Here is a 20998-nt window from a genome sequence, read left to right on the forward strand (position 1 = left end):
CAGGCGACATTCGAGTATCTGCCGGGCTTCTGAAAATACGGGGAAAGAAGGGATATTATGAAAAGGAAAAAAGTAGTGTGTTTTTTGCTGGCGGCAGTGATGATTTTGGGAGTTACCGGCTGTAAGAAGGAGGCTCCAAAGAAGGAGACTACCACCAAAAAAGTGGAAAAAGCAGAGGAAAAGAAAGAGGAGAAACCTGCGGAGGAAGTACCTGCGAATCAGAATCTTCTGACTGGGCTTGGAAATCTGTCTGACGGAGCAATCGGAAAACGTCCTGTGGCTGTCATGGTCAACAATGTGCCGGAGGCGATGCCGCAGTATGGCGTAGAGCAGGCGGATCTTATTTTTGAGATCCCGGTTGAGGGGGATAAGACGAGGTTTATGGCGCTGTACGCAGATTATACGGCTATGCCGGTGGTGTGTGCGGTCAGAAGCTGCCGTTATTATTTTCCGGCAATTTCACAGGGATTTGATGCATTTTACTGCAATTGGGGGATTGATGATACAATCGCAGAGTACCTGGAGCAGCTGGGGCTGGATCAATATGACGGAATGACTGACGGAAACGGACTTTTCGGAAGAGATCAGGACAGGCTGAATGCAGGGTATGCATTGGAGCATACAGCCTTTTTTGATGGGACACAGTTTGCCAATGTGGTCAACAGCAATGGCAGCCGGACGGATCTGGCCGAAGATAAAAAGGGAACTGCGTTTAACTTTAACGGTATGAATGAGAAGGTGAAGCCGAGTGGTGGAGACTGCGGCAGTGTGGATATCAACTTTGGCGCACAGTCCTCCCAGTTTACATATGATGCAGCGAACCAGGTTTACCTGAAATCGCTTGATAACGGTCCACAGGTGGATGGCAGAACGAACAATCAACTGGCGTTTACGAACGTATTTGTTCTGGAGACAGACATCTCCGTGCGGGATGACGTCGGACACAAGAGCGTTAACTGGGAAGGCGGAGACACCTATACAGGCCACTATATTTCCAATGGTGGAATCCAGACGATTCACTGGAGAAAGGATCCCGGAAATGAAAGCTCTTATCTGCAGTTTACGGACGAAAATGGGAATCCGCTGTCCATCAACAGAGGAAAGAGTTATATTGCATTCAATTACCCTGGACAGGCTGTATTTCAGTAAGCTGGCAGAAATGCTCTGAGAGAGTGACCATTACTTACGATGACTATACAAAAGATGTCCCCCGCTTCGTTTAGAAGCGGGGGACATCTTTGTCTTCGCGGGAGCTGCGGGCTCCTGCGAAGATAGCAACAGCACTTCGATATTATCTTCGAATCCGTCTTACAATTTTCCGAATGAGCAGAACCAGAAGAACAATGATCAGTATCAAAACAATAATAACCGCGGCAAATAACGCCACATAACGGTTCGGATTTTTAAACCGGCTGACCAGATCCGTGCTGTCATCCACCACCTTGCGCTCGTGGGTGGTACTGTAGTATTCGGGAATGGCAGGGATGCCGTCTTCGCCATCCTCAAAAGACTGCATGTAATCGGCGATTGCCTGCCAGGCTTTCACTTCATTGCCGTTTTTGTCCCGCACGATGCAGGTGTCGAAATCGGTGACCTCATTGCCGTCGGCATCCTTCGGTACGATGGAGAGCAGTCCGGCACTTTGAGATTTGATGGAACCGATGAGCTGCCCGGAATAGTAGTCGAATATCACGCGGTACAGCTTATCATCCTGGAGCTCGATCCGCTCATCATCTGCGCCGGTCAAGTGCACGTCCGTCACCCTGTTCAGGATGATCCGGTTCGGGTTGAAGGTGAAAGACAATCCGGATGTATACAGCCTTGCAGAGGGCATCAGATCCGAGCAGGAGGCATCGAATTCTGCCGCGGTCCGCAGCTCTTTTCCGGTCAGATACGCGCTCACAAGCGGGTAGCCCACAACACGGTCCGGCCCGATTCCGAGAGAGAAGGAGTTGAACACGGAACTGACGGTGAGCTTGCCCTGCGCGTAAGTCTCGCGGATCACACCAGACGGAATTACCGCGACATCCACAGGATTGGTATCGTTTGCGCCGAGGTCTGCCGCGCCATAAGCAAAGCCGTCAGCCATCAGATTACCAAGCGTATAATCCTGATGATTGTCATACAATGACTGAATGTCATCAAACACGTAAGAGTTTTCAGCCAGAAGCTGGTCCTTCGTATATCCAAACTGTTCCAGATAATCGCTGTCCACCAGTGAACCGAAGGAGTCGACCTTTTTCTGAATGGCGAGATCCTGATCGGTGTCCTCTGTGATCGGAATCAAATCGTATCGGCTGACGGCCCAGTTCCCTTCAGAATCTTCCTTCATAGAGAGACTTCCGAGGCAGCTGCCATAGCATTCGCAGGATACGATGGAAGTGCTGCCGACAACGAGCGGCTCTTCCAGCTTTCTGTGTGTGTGGCCGCTTATGATTAGATCGATTTCCGGCACGGATTCTGCCAGATTCTCATCCTCCGGCTCCGGAATGCTGTCTCCGGTTCCACTGTGGGAGAGGCAGACGATCATGTCCACATCTTCTTTTTTCAGGATTTCAGCGACTGTTTCCCTGGCGCCCTCGATGGGATCCTGAAAAATGAGTTCACAGGTCGGTGCACAGTCGAGTGCATCCTTTCCGAATATTCCCATAATTGCAAGCTTCACATCACCCTTTTCCACCACGATGTAATCTTTTACACCATAGTCATCGAAGGATTCTTTGATGCTTTTGGCACCGGCGCTGGTGGAGGCATCCCAGTCGACATTGCTCAGCACGAAGGCAGGCAGAGGATCGCCGCTTGCGACCGCCGCCTCCATCATGTTGTGGAGTCCCTCTGAGCGGTAGTCGAACTCATGGTTTCCGATCGTGACCGCATCGTACCCCATGGCACCGAGCGTGCGCAGCTCTGCAGCCTGCTCTTCGAATACGGTCTGATACAGTGTTCCCATGGAAAAATCACCGCCGTCCACCAGAAGGGTATCGGGATTTTTCTCACGCTGTTCATTGATGCGGGTCTGAATCCGTGACAGTCCGCCTGTACGCACACTGTTCCCATTTACGACGGTGGAAAATGTATCCAGATGGGAGTGGATATCGTGGGTGAACAGGACATCCAGTGTCTTTGCGTCACCTGCCGTGGAGGCGAAGGTGAATAGGGATAACAGCAATGCGAGGAGAAGCCCGGTTTGCAAGATTCGTTTTGGAAAATGTTTCATATTTTGTGCTCCTGTTCCAGCCGGCTCAGCGGCTAATAATATAGTTTAATCATACGTCATTTCATGAAAAACGGCAAGCGTGAAACAAATGCTGATGTATGGAACCACAAAAATCATGCGGGAACGGGCAGGAGAAGGAGGATTTTCCGTATACTTTTATGGGACAAAATGGTATAATTCTTATAAATATGTCAAAAAAGTATAGGAGATCTGTGATGAAAAAATACGATTATCTGATTGTAGGAGCCGGGCTGTATGGAGCAGTTATGGCGTATGAGGCAAAGAAAAAAGGAAAGAGCTGTCTGGTGATTGACCGGAGAGACCACATTGCAGGGAATATTTACTGTAAAAATGTGGAAGGAATCAATGTGCATGAATATGGGGCACACATTTTCCACACCTCGAATAAAGAAGTGTGGGATTACATTAACCAGTTCGCGGAGTTCAACAATTATATCAATTCCCCGATCGCGGTCTATAAGGACGAATTGTATAATCTCCCGTTCAACATGAACACATTCAGCCGGATGTGGGGAATCCGTACGCCGAAAGAGGCGCAGGAAAAGATTGCGGAGCAGGTAGCTGAGACGGGGATCACAGATCCGCAGAATCTGGAAGAACAGGCGCTGTCACTGGGGGGACGTGACGTTTATGAAAAGCTGATCAAAGGCTATACAGAGAAGCAGTGGGGACGAGACTGCAGGGAACTTCCGGCATTTATCATCAGACGTCTGCCATTTCGCTTTACGTATGATAACAACTATTTTAACGACAGATACCAGGGAATCCCGATCGGCGGTTACACTGCAGTCGTGGAGAAGATGCTGGAAGGGACGGAAGTCAGAACCGGAGTTGATTTCTTTGATTTCAGAAAAGAGAATCCAGATATTGCGGATAAGATCATTTTTACCGGCATGATCGATGAATATTTTGACTATAAGCTTGGCGCGCTGGAGTACCGGTCTGTGCGTTTTGAGACAGAGGTTCTGGACGAGGAGAACTACCAGGGCAATGCGGTGGTGAATTATACGGAGCGTGAAGTTCCTTATACCAGAATTATTGAGCACAAACATTTTGAGTTCGGAAAGCAGCCGAAAACAGTCATTTCCAGAGAGTATTCTTCGGAGTGGAAAGTCGGGATGGAACCATATTATCCGGTGAATAATGAACAGAATGATGCATTGTTTGGAAAATATAAAGCTCTGGCAGAGCAGGAGCAGAACGTGATTTTTGGAGGGAGACTTGGCGACTATAAGTATTATGACATGGATAAGGTGATTGAAGCGGCACTGAAAGTCGCAGAACAATTGTAATTGAGAACCTGAGAGGGAGGTGCGGGAATGCAGTACAGAAACCGGAAAAGGGTAATTTCGATAGGGCTGATACTGCTTCTTGTGCTGTCTCTTTGTCCGTCAGAGGCCATCGCGGTGGGTCGGGAACCAGAGACTCGAAGTGAGATACAGGCCGGGGAGCAATCCACTGATGCAGAAAACAGCAAAATGCAGGCCGGGGGACAGCTCACCGATGCAGAAGACAGCAAAATGCAGGCCGGAGAGCAATCCACAGATGTAGAAAACAGTCAGCAGAATCCGGCGGGCGTCACAGAGCCTGCGGATGAGAGCACTTCGGAGGGGGTGCAGGAAGAGCAGGCCGCGTCGGAGGGAGAAGCACCAGAAGAGCAGAATGCTTTGGAAGATGTTCCTTCCGATGAGGGCGTGAGATACATACTGGGCCGGCCCATGACAGAGGAAGAAAAAGCGGAGCAGGAGGCAATGCAGCCGGAATTGCATGACATGACGGTTCCGGAGGGGGAGACCATAGATTTATCCCGGAACCTCTCCGTTTACAGCGATGAAACCAGCGATTATGCACCGTATTATAACGCTGCAGATGACGGATATGTGACCTCGGTCAAAAACCAGAGTCCATATGGGACCTGCTGGGCGTTTTCGGCCATATCCGCAATGGAGACGGCCGCGATCAAAGCGGGGTTCGCCGATGCTGGAGTAGATTATTCGGAGGCACATCTGGTCTATTTTTTCTATCATTATCTATCCAATCCATTGGGGAATACCATCGGAGATTCAAATGATATCACGAGGCCCGGGGCTTCGTATCTGTCGCTGGGAGGCAATATTCTGTTTACCATGCATGCGCTGGCAAGTCAGCTCGGAGCAGCGGGAGAGTCTCTTGTTCCCTATGAGTCGATTTCAGCGGCACCGGATGACGGTGTCGCATATGAGGATGAAGCTGTTCTGAAAGAGGCACATATTTATGACAGCGCATCCACGCTGACGGATTTAAAACAGGGAATCCTGGACTATGGTTCACTCGTGGTATCGTATGAACATCTGGATTCATATATGAATTATGAAACGGCAGCATACAATAGTCCTGAAGCCGGTGCGAATCATGCGATTACCGTTGTGGGCTGGGACGATACCTACTCGAAAAAGAATTTCAGCAGCACTCAGCAGCCACAGGCAGATGGGGCGTGGATCGTAAAAAACAGCTGGGGAGACCTATGGGGCGAAAATGGTTATTTTTACATTTCTTATGAGACACCGATCAGCTACGTGGCCGGCCTGTCGGCATCACCTGCCAAAGCATATGACAATGTCTATGAATACGATGGCACGGATGGAGCAGCTGAGGATCATGTGCTGAACGGCGGCAGCATTGCGAATGTTTTTGAGGCGAAAGCGAACGGCGGGGAAGGGGAAATTCTGAATGCGGTTCAGTTTTCCACGGGTACCGATGAGATTGATTACAGCATTCAGATTTATATGGATGTTACAGATGTACAAAATCCGAGGAGCGGAACGGCAGCACTGGCGAATCCACTGACCGGGCAGACGCAGGAATACGGCGTCTATACGGTTAATTTTGACGAGTATGGGATAGAGCCCATTGCGCTGTATCCGGGAGAAAAATATGCGGTTGAGATTACACTTTCAAAGGCGAATACAGAAAGAATATATTTTGGGATAGAAAGAACATATTCCAATTCAGACTGGGTAAGATTCACAGCACAGGTAGAAGCGGAGCAGAGTTTTTATTTATATAACCCGGACAATAACCAATGGACAGATTTCGCATCGGAATTAAAATGTGCCAGAATCAAGGCGATGACAAGAAATGAGTCCAGGCCGGTCACGCCGAAAGTATCGTTAGCAGCGGGCCAGTATGCAGGTGCGCAGCAGGTGGAACTGAGCTGTGGGCCAAGAAACGATTCGATTTGTTATACACTGGATGGAACCGATCCGGACCCGGCCGGTACGAATGGAACCACCTATACGGGACCGATACAGATTATGCAGTCGACGATATTAAAAGCAGTGTCATATGACCCGGCAGATCCGAATACGGTCAGCAGAGTGGGGAGCTGGAGTTACACGATCATAGAGCTTTCGGCACCGGAGATTACAAAGATCGGCTCCGGGGCGCGTCAGATCAAAGTGACCTGGAAAAATGTGGATGCCGCAGCGTATTATCAGGTCGCATGGGCAGTCCGTAAGGATGGAACGTATAGTAAATCTGCTGAAATTGCTGCCGGAACGACGAGCTATACAATAGAAGATCTTGAAATCGGCAGAACGTACTATATCAAAGTCTGGTATATAGATACTGTCACAGGATTACAAAGTCCGGTCAGTGAAACTGCGGTCGGAGTCACCAGCCCGTCCACGCCGAAGATCACGTCTGCGGCAGGTGTACATACAACAAACAGTGCACTGATAAAATGGAATGAGGTGTCCGGCGCAACGGGGTATCAGGTCTACGCCTATACGAAATCCGGAACCACGTACACGCAGAGGATGAGCACGGACGTGGGAAATGTGACGCAGAAAACCGTTACAGGCCTTCCCTATGGGGCAACCTGTTACTTCCGGGTGAGGGCGTACAGGGCGGACGGCTCTCACAGAGCAACGGGCGGTTATTCCTCCTATATCAGCTGTGGGACGGCGCCGGTAAAGACCTCCATCACCGGAGTCAAGAACGGTTCCGGACAAGTGACGGTCAATTGGAAGGACAGCAGTGGAGAGTCCAAATACCAGATTCAGTACCGGACTTCGGCCAGCGCGAGGTGGAGCAGTACTGTGACACTTGCAGCCAACACGGTCAGCTATCGGAAAACAGGTCTGAAGCAGGGATCCACCTGCTATTTCAGAATAAGATCTTACCGTACGGTGAACAGCGTCAATGTGTGCAGCAGCTGGGTTGAGACCTACGGCGTTACCGTTCCGGGAACACCGACAATCAGTTCTGCAGCCGGCGGCAGCGCCCAGGCAGTCCTGAACTGGACAAAGACTACCGGTGCGACGGGATACCAGGTATATGTTTACACGAAATCCGGAAACACCTACACAAAGAAGTCAACGATCCGCGTAAATAGCGGTACGGCGACAACGGTAAAGAGCCTGTCAAATGGAACAACCTATTACTTCAGAGTCCGGGCATACCGTGCGGTCGGCTCACAGAAGGGATGGAGCGTCTATTCTGCGTATACAGCCTGTGGAACGGCACCGGCGAAGACGTCCTTTACGGGAGTCCGGGGGAGTGCAGGAAAAGTCGCGGTAACCTGGAAAAATGTGAGCGGAGAGAGTGGATACCAGATGCAGTTTAGGACCTCTCCCCGTGCAGCCTGGGGAGGAACCGTGACGTTGAAATCCAACACGGTCAGCTACCAGAAGACCGGCCTGAAGCGAGGTTCCACCTGCTATTTCCGGATAAGGGCTTACCGTACGGTGAACAATGTCAAAGTATACAGCGGCTGGGCAGATACATACGGAGTGGCGGCAGCAATGTGATCGTTTGTTCTAGTTTTCAAATCGGACTCCCTTGTCTTGCACTTGCTTTTTTTCTAAAAATGTAGTATAAGTATTTTTAAAGAATTTCTATCAAAGGCGATAACTTCGATAGAAATTCTTTTTTATTTCTGGATTGTGTGATTGGAGGAGATGGGACATAGCATGGAACCTTTGAAAAGCCGCCTGCAGAGCAGCCGGTATATTTGGATTCTTTCGATGATTATATTTGCAGGCGTGGCGATGTCCATGATCTTTAGTACCTGCTATATGAATACGTCAATTACGCAGGAGGAAGATGCACAGACGAGAAGAAACCAGTACCGTGAGCAGGGGGAAACACTTGCCGATGCATCTGATTACTTGACCGCAGAGGTGCGTTATTATGCCGTCACGGGACAGATGGAGCATTTTTATAACTATTGGTATGAGATATACGAGAGCAGGCAGCGGGAAACGGCAATTGAAAATTTTGAGAGTACGAATCCGCCGCAGGAGGAAAAAGCACTTCTGGAAACGGCAAAGGAATACTCAGACCTTTTGGTCGAGACAGAGATGTATTCCATGAAAATGGTTTTGACTGCGATGAACGTCTCGAAGGAGGACTATCCACAGGACGAGAATATGCGGGCATATATTGAGAAAGTGATGGCGTATGAATGGCCGGAAGAAACAGCAGGCCTCTCGCCGGAAGAGATGCGGGAGAAAGCCATCGCAATCCTGTATGATGAAAATTATGAGGCATATAAGGCGGAGATTATGACTCCCATCGAAGAGTTTCAGTCGACGATGAATAATCGGCTGGATGGTGAGGTCGAGAGTCGAAAGCGCAACACGAAGATTGCGACGGCTATTCAGATCATTCTTGCCGTGATTTCAATCGGAGCCATCGGTTTTATACTGAGTCTTATGAACAGCCTGTATGTGATTCCACTCAAAAAATATACGCAGGAGATCAAAGATGCGGATTATCTGAGGGAAACCGGGGAGAGTGATGACGGTGCGCTGCAGATTCTGGACGCCAAGATCGTTCCCTTCGGCGCGAAGGAACTGGTCCTGTTTGCTGAATCCTTCAATCATTTGATTGACTGCTTCTTTCAGGAACTTTGCCAGAGAAAAAATGCACAGGAGAGCATGCGCAGAGCGCGAAATGAGGCAGAACTTGCAAATCAGGCAAAAAGTATTTTCCTGGCACAGATGACGCATGAGCTTCGCACACCACTCAATGCGGTTGACGGGTATACCTACATGCTGGAGAGATCCAATCTGAATGCAGAACAGAAGAAATATGTACGGAATATTCGATATTCTTCCGGTGGACTTTTAGAACTCATCAACCAGATTCTTGATTTCTCAAAAATAGAGTCCGGTCGGTTCGAGCTGGAGCAGATTGATTTTGAGCTTCGTAAAATTGAGAAAGAAATCAGGGGAGTGATGGAAAATCAGGCTGAGAAAAAGGGGTTGTATCTGCACATGGAATTGGATGATGCCATCCCGGAAGTCCTGGTTGGAGATCCGCTTCGTATTCGCCAGTTACTTTTAAATTTGATTGGAAATGCAGTAAAATTTACAGAGAGCGGGGGCATCACAGTCCGAATGATCTTAGAGACACAAAAGAAAGCGGAGTGTACACTGCGGTTTGATGTGATTGATACCGGAATCGGGGTTTCAAAGGATTCCAGAGAAATTATTTTCCAGCCATTTATGCAGAGTGACAGCTCTGTGACAAGGAAATACGGTGGAACCGGGCTGGGTCTTCCAATTTGCAGCCAGATTATTGCACTTGCCGGAACCCAGAACCACCGTCTGCATCTGCGAAGCGAAGAGGGAAAGGGTTCTGACTTTTATTTTCGTATGGATTTTCCCATCTCATCAAAGGAAAGGCTGAAAAAAACAGCAATAGCGATTACGGAGATAGATTTAAGCGGAAAAAAACTGCTGGTGGTAGATGATAATGATGTCAACATTCAGGTTGAGACAGAGATGATACAGATGTGTCATGCGAAGGTGCGCGCAGCAGCCAGTGGAGAAAGAGCAATCCAGATTCTTCAAAACGAGACAGATATAGACCTGATCCTGATGGATATTCGTATGCCGGATATGGATGGTTATGAAACAACGCAGCGAATCCGTAGGATTCCGGGATATAAAGAAATACCGATTCTGGCGCTGACGGCAGATGCGATGCCGGCGGTACGTGAGAAGGCGAGCCAGGCAGGAATGAATGATTGCCTGTTAAAGCCGATTAGACAGAGTCAGTTGTTTGCACGGCTCAGCCATTATCTGCTCGGAGTGGATCAGCAGAGTATGGAGGAAGATACAGATGCGAATGTATTGTTTGACCAGGAACACTGTCTAAGACAGCTTGGCGGAAACAGACAGGCAATGGCAGCCATTGTAGAATCCTTTCTTTCACTGCATCGCAGCGATGAAGAAATACTGAAGAATTATCTTGAGCAGGGATGTTATAAGGAGGCAGAGATCCTTGTTCATACATTAAAGGGAGTTACCGGAAACCTGAGTTGTATGCCGTTGTCGAGATCCTGTGGGAAACTGCAGAAAGAACTTTTAGAAAAGAAATATGAAGAATGGCAGCATTTCGTCTCACTGTGGCAGCCTACGCTTCAGGTGCTGGATACATACCTGCTTTCACAGGCAGAAGCTCCGCAGCAAAAAAAGCAGATGCATTCAGTTACGAAAATGCAGGCAGAGAGCAACAAAAGAGAGCTTGTGGCAAATATTATTGCACTTTGCAATCAATATGATACAGAGGCGATTACAATGGCAGAAAGAGAGCTGGAATATCTGCGGAAGTATCTGACGAAAGAACAGGCAGCGAATTTGAAGCGGTGCTGTCTGCAGTATGATTTTGAAGGAATGAAGGAGTGCCTGATCGAATTGGCAGAGAGGAGTTGAGGCTTGTGTACCGAGTGATGCTGGTTGAGGATGACCGCACAGTGAGATATGTCTATTCGAGAATGAGGGAGTGGGAAAAGCAGGGATTTACCATTGAGTGCGAGGCTGCAAACGGGAGTCAGGCGGTTGAGATGCTGAGGACACATTCGGTGGATATTATATTTACAGATATCAGAATGCCGCTTATGAACGGTATCGAGATGATGAAACAGATGAAGGAGCTATATCCCGGGATGCTGTTCGTGCTGATCAGTTCCTATAATGAATTTGAATATGCCAGAGAAGGATTGAAACTCGGGGCGTTGGATTATATCACAAAACCGATGGAAGAGAAAGATCTTTTAGAAGTATTGGAACGGGCAAAGGTTATTTTAGATGATGCATCCGAGGGAGGAATGCTTCAGAAGCTGATCATGATCAGTAAAAATGAGGTGAACGAAGAAGACTCTCTGCTGGCGAATCTGTGCGGATATCTGGAGGAACATTTATCGGAAAATCTGACAATGGAGGATGTGGCAGAATATTTGAATATGAACAGGGATTATCTCGGAAAGCAGCTCAAACTCAGGACAGGATATACCTTTCGAAACCTGTACAACAGCCTGAAAATGGAGTATGCGAAGGATTTAATCCATGAAAGCAGCCAGAAGATTTATGAAATCAGTGACAGTCTCGGTTATACCTCGGCAGACTATTTTTCCCAGCTGTTCAAGAAAAGTGTGGGAATGACGCCGGCAGAGTATAAGCGGGGACGAGAATGATGAAGATTACGGAATTTTCATGGTAAATGTCGGATTTTTAAGGTTTGAATTTTCAAATTTCTATGATAAATTTTATACAACATCAAAACAATATTGATGAATGGGAGAGACAAAGAGGTCATTGCCGATACGGCAGTGGCCTCTTTTTTTCCCGGCAGCAAAAGGCAGCATAGAAAGGCGAGGTAAAAGTTATGAAAAAGAGAGTAATCAGTGGATTGATAGCAACAATGCTGACAATGACAATGGTCGTAGGGATGACAGGCTGCGGTTCATCGGACAGCAGTTCGAGTGATACGGTAAAGGTGGGACTTCTGCACTCCATGACAGGCTCTATGGCAATTTCAGAGCAGGCGGTATTGGATGCAGAAAAACTTGCAATCAAAGAAATCAATGAGGATGGCGGTGTACTCGGCAAGCAGATTGAGTACCAGGAAGAAGACGGAGCATCGGATGCATCTACATTTGCAACAAAGGCAGAGAAATTAGTGGATCAGGATGGAATCTCGACTGTATTCGGATGCTGGACCTCTTCTTCCAGAAAGGCAGTAAAATCTATTTTTGAAGATTATAATGCGTTGTTATTCTACCCCGTTCAGTATGAAGGAATGGAATCTTCCAGCAATATTGTATATACAGGAGCAGCGCCAAACCAGCAGATCGTACCGGCAATTGAGTATTTACTGGATCAGGGATATACCAGGTTCTTCCTGCTTGGATCTGACTATGTATTTCCTCGTACCGCCAACATGATCATCAAAGCGCAGGTAGAAGCAGCCGGACAGACGGTTGCCGGTGAGGAATATGCTGATATGGACCAGACAGATTTTGCAGCAATCATTGCGAAAATCGAGGCAGCACAGCCGGATGTCATCATCAACACATTGAACGGAACAGGAAATGTATCCTTCTTTAAACAGATGTCTGAGAAAAATTACACAAGTGAGGACTATATGACAATGTCATTCTCCATCGCAGAGGAAGAAGTTGCGACAATCGGAGCAGATATTTTAAACGGACATATGGTTTCCTGGAATTACTATCAGACAACAGACACAGAAAAGAATAAAAAATTTGTTGCGGCATATAAGGCAGAATACGGCGAGGACCGTGTGACGAGCGATCCGGCTGAGGCAGCCTATGATGCAGTCTATCTCTGGAAGGCAGCGTGTGAAGAGGCAGAAAGCTTTGAAGTAAAGGATGTACTCGCGGCAATCGACAGTGGAAAAATTTCTTTTGATGCGCCGGAAGGAACCGTTACCATTGATGGAGAGAATCAGCATCTTTCAAAACCGGTCCGTATCGGGCAGGTTCAGGATGACGGTTTGATTTATGAAGTCTATTCGACAGATGCACCAGTCGAGCCAGACCCATATCTGACAACGTATGACTGGGCAGTCAAAGCAGGAATTAAACCATTAGAATAAGACAAAAGAGAGGAGATGCTCGGGATGACAGATTTGATCACTACACTATTTAACGGGCTGAGTTTAAGTTCTATCTATCTGCTGGTTGCACTTGGACTGGCAGTGACCTTCGGCCTGATGGGTGTCATTAATATGGCGCATGGAGAATTTATTATGATTGGCGCATATATGACCTATATTACACAGAAAATAATCGGTGGAAATGGCAGTGTGGCGTATCTGCTGTCGATACCGGTGGCATTTCTTATCACATTCCTTCTGGGATGTATTTTAGAAAAGACATTGATTACAAGACTGTATGGAAGAAAAATAGACAGTCTTCTGGCAACCTGGGGAATCAGCCTGATTCTCCAGCAGGCAGCCAGATCCATCTTTGGGTCACAGGGAGTGAACGTGAATGCTCCGGCATTTTTGAAAAGCGGGCTGACGATTGGTGGAGTTACGTTTGCATTTAATCGTATTTTTATCATTGGACTGGTCATCGTATGTCTTGTGGCAGTATGGCTTCTGATGAATAAGACTGTTTTTGGAGCAAAGATGAGAGCGACCATGCAGAATCGTGCGATGGCGCAGTGTATGGGAATCAATTCGAAAAAGATTGACTGCATCACCTTCGGACTTGGTTCTGGACTTGCGGGGGTGGCAGGCTGCTCTGTGGCGCTGCTTGGCTCCGTGGATTCTACGGTCGGTCAGAACTATATCGTTTATTCTTTCATGACGGTAGTACTCGGCGGTGTCGGAAATCTGCTCGGTACAGTTATCGGAGCAATGATTATCGGATTTTCCAGCATTTTCGTGGAAGCATACCAGAGCGCATCGATTGCGCGAGCAATTGTACTTCTGATCATCATCATATTTTTACAGTTTAAACCAAAAGGATTATTTGTCATTCGAAGCAGAAGTCTGGATGAGGAATAGGAGGGAGAGAGCATGAAAAAAACAGCGATATACAAAGAAAAAGGAAGTCATATTTGTTTTGCGGTGATTGTACTGCTGCTGGCGATCAGCCCTCTTTTGATTTCTTCTACATCTATGGTACAGTTTCTTGGGAAATGTATGTGCTACTCCATTGTGGCAATTGCATTGGATTTGATCTGGGGGTATACCGGAATGCTCAGTCTTGGACATGGAATTTATTTTTGTCTGGGCGGTTATGCGATGGCAATGTATCTTCGTCTTCGGGATAATGGCGGAAAAATCACGGATTTCATGCAGACGGGAGGATTAAGTGACCTTCCGACATTCTGGAAACCATTTGAATCCCTGCCGCTTGCGATGATTGCAATCATACTGGTGCCCGGTGTTCTCGCCGGAGTCATTGGATTCTTCGTATTCCGAAGCAGAATCAAGGGCGTGTATTTTTCGATTATCACACAGGCATTGACGTGGGCAGCATATTCTCTTTTTATTGCAAATTCAAAATATACGGGTGGAAATAACGGAATTACAGACGTTTCCTCCCTGTTTGGAAATACGAGAGGACCTGCAAATAAATCAAATCTTCTCCTGTTATTTTGGGTTACACTGCTTGTGCTCATTATGGTGTACGTATTGGCAATGTTTCTTGTGAACCGGAAATTCGGAAAGCTGCTGATCGCGATACGTGATGGGGAGAATCGTACTTTCTTCTCCGGATATTGTGTCAATAATTATAAGAACTTTGTATACACATTATCGGCGATCCTTGCGGCAATCGGCGGAGCACTCTTTGTAAATTTCAACGGCAGCATTACACCGTCGCAAATGACCATTTCCTATTCGATTACAATGGTCATCTGGGTGGCAGTGGGAGGCCGTGGAACCATTATTGGAGCTGTGATCGGAGCATTTTTTATCAATATGTGTGAATATAATTTAAGCTCAGGTTCTCTGGCGGTCATCTGGCAGTATATTATCGGAATTATCTTCTGTGTCACGATTGTATTCTTCCAGGGGGGCATTGTTGGAATCTTTAAGACGCAGCTGCCAGCCCTGATCAAACGGCATTCAGGGAAAGAGGAGGTGGCGTAAATGCAGACGAAAATTGAAAATGTGTTGAATATTAAGCATATATCGGTTGTATTTGATGGTTTTAAGGCGCTGACCGATGTAGATATTCAGGTGAAGCGAAATACAATCCATTTCTTTATCGGACCAAACGGCGCCGGCAAGACGACGCTTCTTGATATCATCTGCGCAAAGACGAAACCGACATCAGGAACTGTTCATTTTTATCCGCAGAACGGCAGCGATCTGCGGCTGACAGGGATGAAGGAGTATAAGATCGTAAATGAAGGAATCGGGCGAAAGTTTCAGGTTCCCTCGGTATTTGTCGAACTGACTGTGATAGAAAATATGATGCTTTCACTTAAGGGGCACAAAGGTGTCTGGAATTCTATTTTTTATAAACTCTCGAAAGAGGAGGAGAAGCAGATTATGACGGTGCTTGAAAAAGTTGGGTTGGAAGGCAGAAGAGATGTTCCGGCAGGATCTCTTGCCCACGGTGAGAAACAGTGGCTTGAGATCGCAATGCAGCTGGTACAAAAACCGGAGATCATTATGCTGGATGAACCGGCAGCCGGTATGGGAAAACCGGAAACATTCCGAACCGGAGAGCTCTTACAGGAAATCAAAAAAGACTGTACGGTTATTGTGGTAGAGCATGACATGGAGTTTGTAAAACAGATTGCAGATACCGTAACTGTTCTGCATGAGGGGAAGGTTTTGATGGAAGGTGATATTACAGATGTTCTGGCGGACCAGACGGTTCAGGCGGTCTATCTGGGAAGAGGAGGTGAGAGAAATGCTGAACATTAGTCAGGTGAATGCCTGTTATGGTGAGAGCAGTGTTATCTCAGGATTGGACATGGAAGTGAACGATCACAAAATTGTGTGTCTGATTGGCAGAAACGGCGTTGGAAAAAGTACAACCTTAAAAAGTATTATGGGGCTGGTAAACACACCGTCAGGCAGCATCAAGCTGAATGGTACTGAGATGATGAAGATGGCGACTTATGACCGTGTGAAGCTTGGAATCGGCTACGTGCCGCAGGGACGTGATATTTTTCCGCAGATGACGGTTCAGGAGAATCTGGAACTGGGGCTTCATACAGCGGGAAAAGAGAAAAAAGTTCCAGATTATATCTACGATCTGTTTCCGATTCTTCCAGAATTTGCGAAAAGAAAAGGCGGAGACCTCTCCGGAGGGCAGCAACAACAGTTGGCGATTGCGCGTGCGCTCGTCACGGGACCTGAGATTCTGATCCTCGATGAGCCGACGGAAGGAATCCAGCCGTCAATCATTCAGGACATTGGAAGGGCAATCAAGCGTGTCAATCAGGAGCTTGGAATTACGGTTCTGATTGTGGAACAGTATCTGGAATTTGTGCTTGATATCTCAGATGAGCTCTACATTATGGAAAAGGGAAGTATCGTAATGCAGGGGAAGACGAAGGAACTTCCGGTAGAAGAAATTCAAAAAATCATGACAGAATAAAAGAGGTGATAGTGGTATGCCCGAAACAGCTGTGTACTCCGTGATGGTCGTTGATGACAGCCCGGAACAGATTCGTTACATCAGTGAAATATTAAAAGCAGAGGGGTGCCGGATTTATGCGGCAACTTCCTGCGAGGCTGCGTTTAAAATCCTTGAGCACAGCCTTCCGAATCTGATTATTCTGGATATTGTCATGCCGGATATGGACGGATTCGAAATGTGCCGCCGTCTGAAGGCGGATCAGACGACGGAGGATATTCCGGTTATGTTTGCCACAGCATATCATGATTCTGATTATATCGGGGAAGGATTTGCGGCAGGAGGCTGCGATTATCTCGTCAAACCATTTATCCGGGAAGAGCTTTTAGAGCGTGTGAAGGTTCGTATCCGGCTGTCCAGAAAGCGAATTGAGCTTCAGGAAGCCTATGCGGAGCTGGATAAATTCTGCTATACCCTGTCTCATGATATCCGGGCCCCGCTTTATGTGATCAGACAGCTTGCCGAACTTCTAAAGAATGAAGTCAGTGGCGGAGATCCGGAGGAAGCAGTCAAGATCAGCAATATGATTCTGGAAAAGGCGACCGGGGCAGCGAATATGACCGATGGTCTGCATCATTTTTCAAAAGCACTCTATGAGACGGTTGATAAAACAAAAGTGGATATGGATACAATTTTTGAAGAGGTTTATGAAGAACTGTCGATGCTGGAAGAAAATCGGGAAATTCAATTCGAGAAAAAAGTGCTTCCATCATTGATGGGTGATTCTGTGCTGGTCAGGCTGGTAATTCAGAATGTACTGAGTAACGCATTAAAATTTACGAGAACATGTGAGGTGGCGCGTATTTCTGTAAGTTTTAGGAAGACGCATGATTGTGTGAAATACGGTATCACCGATAATGGGATCGGCATGAAGCAGACAGAGTCGGAAGATGTATTTCAGATTTTTAGACGTCTTCACTCACCGGAAGAATATGAGGGGGAAGGAATCGGACTTGCCACAGTAAAACGAATCATGTTCCGTCATGGCGGAAATGTAAAGATCGAATCAGAACCGGGGAAAGGAACCAGCGTATGGCTCATCTTTCCAAGCGATGTATAAAAGAAAAGCGAAAAGGAGGATATGTGTATGGAGCATTATATTATTACGATAGCCAGAGGATTTGGCAGCGGTGGAAAAGAGATCGGAAATAAACTTGCAAAGAGACTGGGGATTCCCTGCTATGAGTCGCAGATACTCAAAATGGCATCGGAGTACAGTGGAATCAATGAGTCTCTGTTCTATAAGGCCGATGAAAAACTGACGCAGCGAAAAACGATTCTGGGATATTTAAAGAAGGTTCCCTTTACATCCATAGCAGAACCTTATATGAAAGAATTTACCTCAGATGTAAATCTATTTAATATCCAGAAACGCATCATTGAGACACTCGCAAAGTCGCAATCCTGTGTGATTGTCGGAAAATGTGCAGATTATGTTCTACAGGATTTTCCAAACGTGGTCAGTGCATACATCGAGGCTCCGCGCACAGAATGTGTGGACTCTATTGTCAAAAAGCTGGGTGTGTCCCGGGAGGAGGCGGATCAGCTGATTGAGAAGACGGATCGTTACCGCGCGGCATATTACCGTTACTATACCGGAGGTGCAAAGTGGACCAACCCAGTCAACTATGACCTGACACTCAACAGTGCGCGCGTGGGAAGAGAGAACTGTGTGGATGTTCTGGAATGGTATACAAAGAAAAAACAGAATTTATAAACAAAAAGGAGGTTTATTATTATGCATTTAACACCAAGAGAGAGTGAAAGATTGATGGTCTCTACCATGGGAGATCTGGCAGCAAGAAGGAAAGCAAGAGGTGTGAAGCTGAATTATGTAGAGAGTATTGCATACATTTCCGCCGATATTTATGAAAGGGTCCGTGACGGTAACATGAGTGTTGTAGAACTGATGGAGTATGGTGCGACACTTCTGACCAGTGAGGACGTTATGGAAGGAGTAGCTGAGATGCTGCCATCCGTATCGATCGAAGCGACATTTCCAGATGGCACAAAACAGGTTACGATTCATAATCCCATAAGAAAACAGGGATAGAAAGGGGAAATTTATATGATTCCAGGAGAAGTGTTTTATAAAAATGAAGATATTACAGGGAATATAGGAAGAGAAACAATCGAATTAGAAGTGAAAAATCCAGATAAACGCCCAATCGCGGTTGGATCCCATATGCATTTTTTTGAAGTGAATAAGTTTTTGCAGTTTGAGCGGGAGGCTGCGTTTGGATTTAAACTGGATATTCCATCAGGAACGGTAATTCGCTGGGAACCGGGGGAGATAAAGAAAGTAAGACTGGTTACATTTGGAGGCAGGCAGGTTGTGAAAGGCTTGAATAATCTTACCAATGGTCAGATCTCTGACTGTAATAAGAGACAGGCAATGTTAAATGCGAAATTAAAAGGCTTTATTCAGGAGTAAATGATTCATTTACGGAATGTGAAAGGAGACAGAAAATATGAGTTTTACAATAGACAGAAAATCATATGGCGGAATGTATGGACCAACGGTAGGAGATAAGGTACGACTGGCAGATACTGATTTGATTGTAGAAGTGGAAAAGGATTATACAGTTTATGGGGAAGAATGTAAATTTGGCGGCTCCAAGACGATTCGAGATGGAATGGGACAGAAGTCTGGTATGACAAATAAAGCAGGGGCATTAGATTTTTGTCTGACCAATGCACTTGTGATTGATTATACAGGAATATATAAGGCCGATATTGGTATTAAAGACGGACTGATTGCCGGAATTGGAAAAGCAGGAAATCCAGATACGCAGGACGGTGTAGATCCAAAGATGGTCATAGGTACCGGAACTGAAATATTATCGGCAGAGGGATTGATTGTCACGGCAGGTGCGATTGATACTCATGTGCACTACATTTGTCCGCAGCAGGCAGAGACAGCATTGTATTCCGGTGTGACAACCATGTATGGCGGTGGGGATGGGCCTGCAGACGGAACTTTTGCCACAACATGCGCACCGGGACCATGGAATATCAAAAGAATGCTGGAGGCGGTGGATGAGCTGCCCATGAATTTTATGATTCTGGGTAAAGCAAATTCCTCACACCCGGATGCGCTGGTCGAACAAATTGCGGCTGGAGCATGTGGATTAAAGCTTCATGAGGATTGGGGGACCACACCGGCAGCAATCGACTGCTCATTGTCCGTTGCGGATCAATATGATATTTCCATCGCGATTCATACGGATTCTATTAACGAATGTGGCAATGTGGAAAATACGATCGAGGCATACAATGGACGTACCATCCATACCTTTCACACAGAGGGAGCCGGCGGCGGACATGCGCCGGATACTATGGTAATGGCAGGCGAGGCGAATGTGATTCCTTCTACCACAACGCCAACCATTCCTTATACGGTAAACACATATGATGAGCATTTGGATATGCTGATGGTTTGCCACCATATGGATAGTGATATTCCGGATGATATCGCATTTGGAAAATCGCGGATTCGCAAGGAAACCATTGCCGCAGAGGACGTTCTGCACGATCTGGGCGCAATTTCCATCATTAATTCAGATTCCCAGGCAATGGGACGACCTGCTGAAGTCATTACAAGAACCTGGCAGCTTGCAGATAAAAATAAAAAGCAGCGCGGTAAACTTCCGGAGGATATGGAGGGGAATGACAATTTCCGCGTAAAACGTTATATTGCAAAACATACGATTAATGCAGCGCTCGCTACAGGCACAGCCGATTATATCGGTTCTGTTGAAGTGGGAAAGATGGCAGACCTAGTGGTCTGGAGACCAGATATGTTCGGCGTGAAACCAGAAGTAATCATCAAAGGTGGATTTATGATTGCGGCAAAAATGGGAGATGCCAATGCTTCGATTCCAACACCACAGCCGATTATCATGAAATCGATGTTTGGTGCTTATGGAAAGGCCCGTGCAAAAACCTGTGTTACCTTTGTTTCACAACTGGCATACGAGAATGATATCAAAGGAGAACTGGGATTGGAGAAGGTAGTGTTACCAGTAAAAGGGTGTCGCGCAATCAGTAAGAAAGATATGATTTTTAATGATGCACTTCCAAAAATTGAGATTGATCCTGAAACCAAAAAAGTGAAGGCAGATGGAGTGGAAATTACATCAGAGCCGGCAAAAACACTTCCAATGACGCAGTTATACTATTTGTTTTAAGTAGTTTAGGACATTGGCGTATAAACAGTAACATAAAATTAATTCTTCACCGCTGAAATGGAAAAGACTTTGTTGAAAGTATACAGCTGTAGGTGTATACTGATAAAAACAAAGTCTTTTTATTTACCGTGCATGGAAGTAAAGGTCTGGAGAACCTTTCGCTTGTTG

The 20998-nt window shown here is 46.6% G+C and carries 16 protein-coding genes; 15 read left to right on the plus strand and 1 reads right to left on the minus strand.

What is annotated here, in order from left to right:
- The first annotated feature begins 57 nt into the window (after positions 1–57).
- Positions 58–1149, plus strand: coding sequence for a DUF3048 domain-containing protein (locus tag BUB85_RS03885; RefSeq protein WP_084533902.1), 1092 nt, complete (start codon positions 58–60; stop codon positions 1147–1149).
- A 142-nt stretch (positions 1150–1291) separates the two neighbouring features.
- Here BUB85_RS03885 and BUB85_RS03890 read toward each other — a convergent pair whose 3' ends face one another.
- Positions 1292–3217: a bifunctional metallophosphatase/5'-nucleotidase gene (locus BUB85_RS03890; RefSeq protein ID WP_073105431.1), complete on the minus strand. Its 1926-nt coding sequence runs from the start codon at positions 3215–3217 to the stop codon at positions 1292–1294.
- A gap of 215 nt (positions 3218–3432) precedes the next feature.
- On the opposite strand from BUB85_RS03890, the gene glf reads away from it, so the two are divergent.
- The 14 genes from glf (at position 3433) to ureC (ending at position 20830) form a co-directional block, all read left to right on the plus strand.
- A complete protein-coding gene (glf, locus tag BUB85_RS03895; protein WP_073105434.1) occupies positions 3433–4530 on the plus strand; it encodes a UDP-galactopyranose mutase in 1098 nt (365 codons plus the stop codon).
- A 27-nt stretch (positions 4531–4557) separates the two neighbouring features.
- Positions 4558–8028: a C1 family peptidase gene (locus BUB85_RS03900; protein ID WP_073105437.1), complete on the plus strand. Its 3471-nt coding sequence runs from the start codon at positions 4558–4560 to the stop codon at positions 8026–8028.
- Between the two features lie 162 nt (positions 8029–8190).
- A complete protein-coding gene (locus tag BUB85_RS03905) occupies positions 8191–10941 on the plus strand; it encodes a hybrid sensor histidine kinase/response regulator (RefSeq protein WP_073105441.1) in 2751 nt (916 codons plus the stop codon).
- A gap of 5 nt (positions 10942–10946) precedes the next feature.
- Positions 10947–11702, plus strand: coding sequence for a response regulator transcription factor (locus BUB85_RS03910; RefSeq protein WP_073105444.1), 756 nt, complete (start codon positions 10947–10949; stop codon positions 11700–11702).
- Between the two features lie 191 nt (positions 11703–11893).
- Positions 11894–13126, plus strand: coding sequence for an urea ABC transporter substrate-binding protein (urtA, locus tag BUB85_RS03915; protein WP_073105447.1), 1233 nt, complete (start codon positions 11894–11896; stop codon positions 13124–13126).
- A gap of 24 nt (positions 13127–13150) precedes the next feature.
- Positions 13151–14044, plus strand: coding sequence for an urea ABC transporter permease subunit UrtB (urtB, locus tag BUB85_RS03920; RefSeq protein WP_073105451.1), 894 nt, complete (start codon positions 13151–13153; stop codon positions 14042–14044).
- A 12-nt stretch (positions 14045–14056) separates the two neighbouring features.
- Positions 14057–15136 (plus strand): urea ABC transporter permease subunit UrtC, encoded by a 1080-nt coding sequence (gene urtC / locus BUB85_RS03925; protein ID WP_073105455.1) that lies wholly within the window; start codon positions 14057–14059, stop codon positions 15134–15136.
- Positions 15137–15922: an urea ABC transporter ATP-binding protein UrtD gene (gene urtD, locus BUB85_RS03930; protein ID WP_073105458.1), complete on the plus strand. Its 786-nt coding sequence runs from the start codon at positions 15137–15139 to the stop codon at positions 15920–15922.
- Positions 15909–16601 carry an urea ABC transporter ATP-binding subunit UrtE gene (gene urtE, locus BUB85_RS03935; protein WP_073105464.1) on the plus strand — a complete coding sequence of 231 codons (693 nt, stop codon included), beginning with the start codon at positions 15909–15911 and terminating at the stop codon, positions 16599–16601. Before urtD ends, urtE begins: the two co-directional genes overlap by 14 nt.
- A 16-nt stretch (positions 16602–16617) precedes the next feature.
- Entirely contained in the window at positions 16618–17700 is a 1083-nt protein-coding gene (locus BUB85_RS03940; protein ID WP_073105467.1) for a response regulator, read from the plus strand.
- Positions 17701–17727: 27 nt separating this feature from the next.
- Positions 17728–18357, plus strand: a complete 630-nt coding sequence (locus tag BUB85_RS03945; protein WP_073105470.1) for a cytidylate kinase-like family protein — start codon at positions 17728–17730, stop codon at positions 18355–18357.
- A 21-nt stretch (positions 18358–18378) separates the two neighbouring features.
- A complete protein-coding gene (ureA, locus tag BUB85_RS03950) occupies positions 18379–18693 on the plus strand; it encodes an urease subunit gamma (RefSeq protein WP_073105473.1) in 315 nt (104 codons plus the stop codon).
- A 15-nt stretch (positions 18694–18708) separates the two neighbouring features.
- Positions 18709–19074, plus strand: a complete 366-nt coding sequence (gene ureB / locus BUB85_RS03955) for an urease subunit beta (RefSeq protein WP_073105476.1) — start codon at positions 18709–18711, stop codon at positions 19072–19074.
- A gap of 37 nt (positions 19075–19111) precedes the next feature.
- Positions 19112–20830: an urease subunit alpha gene (ureC, locus tag BUB85_RS03960; RefSeq protein WP_073105479.1), complete on the plus strand. Its 1719-nt coding sequence runs from the start codon at positions 19112–19114 to the stop codon at positions 20828–20830.
- Positions 20831–20998: the final 168 nt, after the last annotated feature.

Origin of the sequence: Hespellia stercorisuis DSM 15480 (assembly GCF_900142165.1) — a bacterium.
GTDB lineage: Bacteria > Bacillota > Clostridia > Lachnospirales > Lachnospiraceae > Hespellia > Hespellia stercorisuis.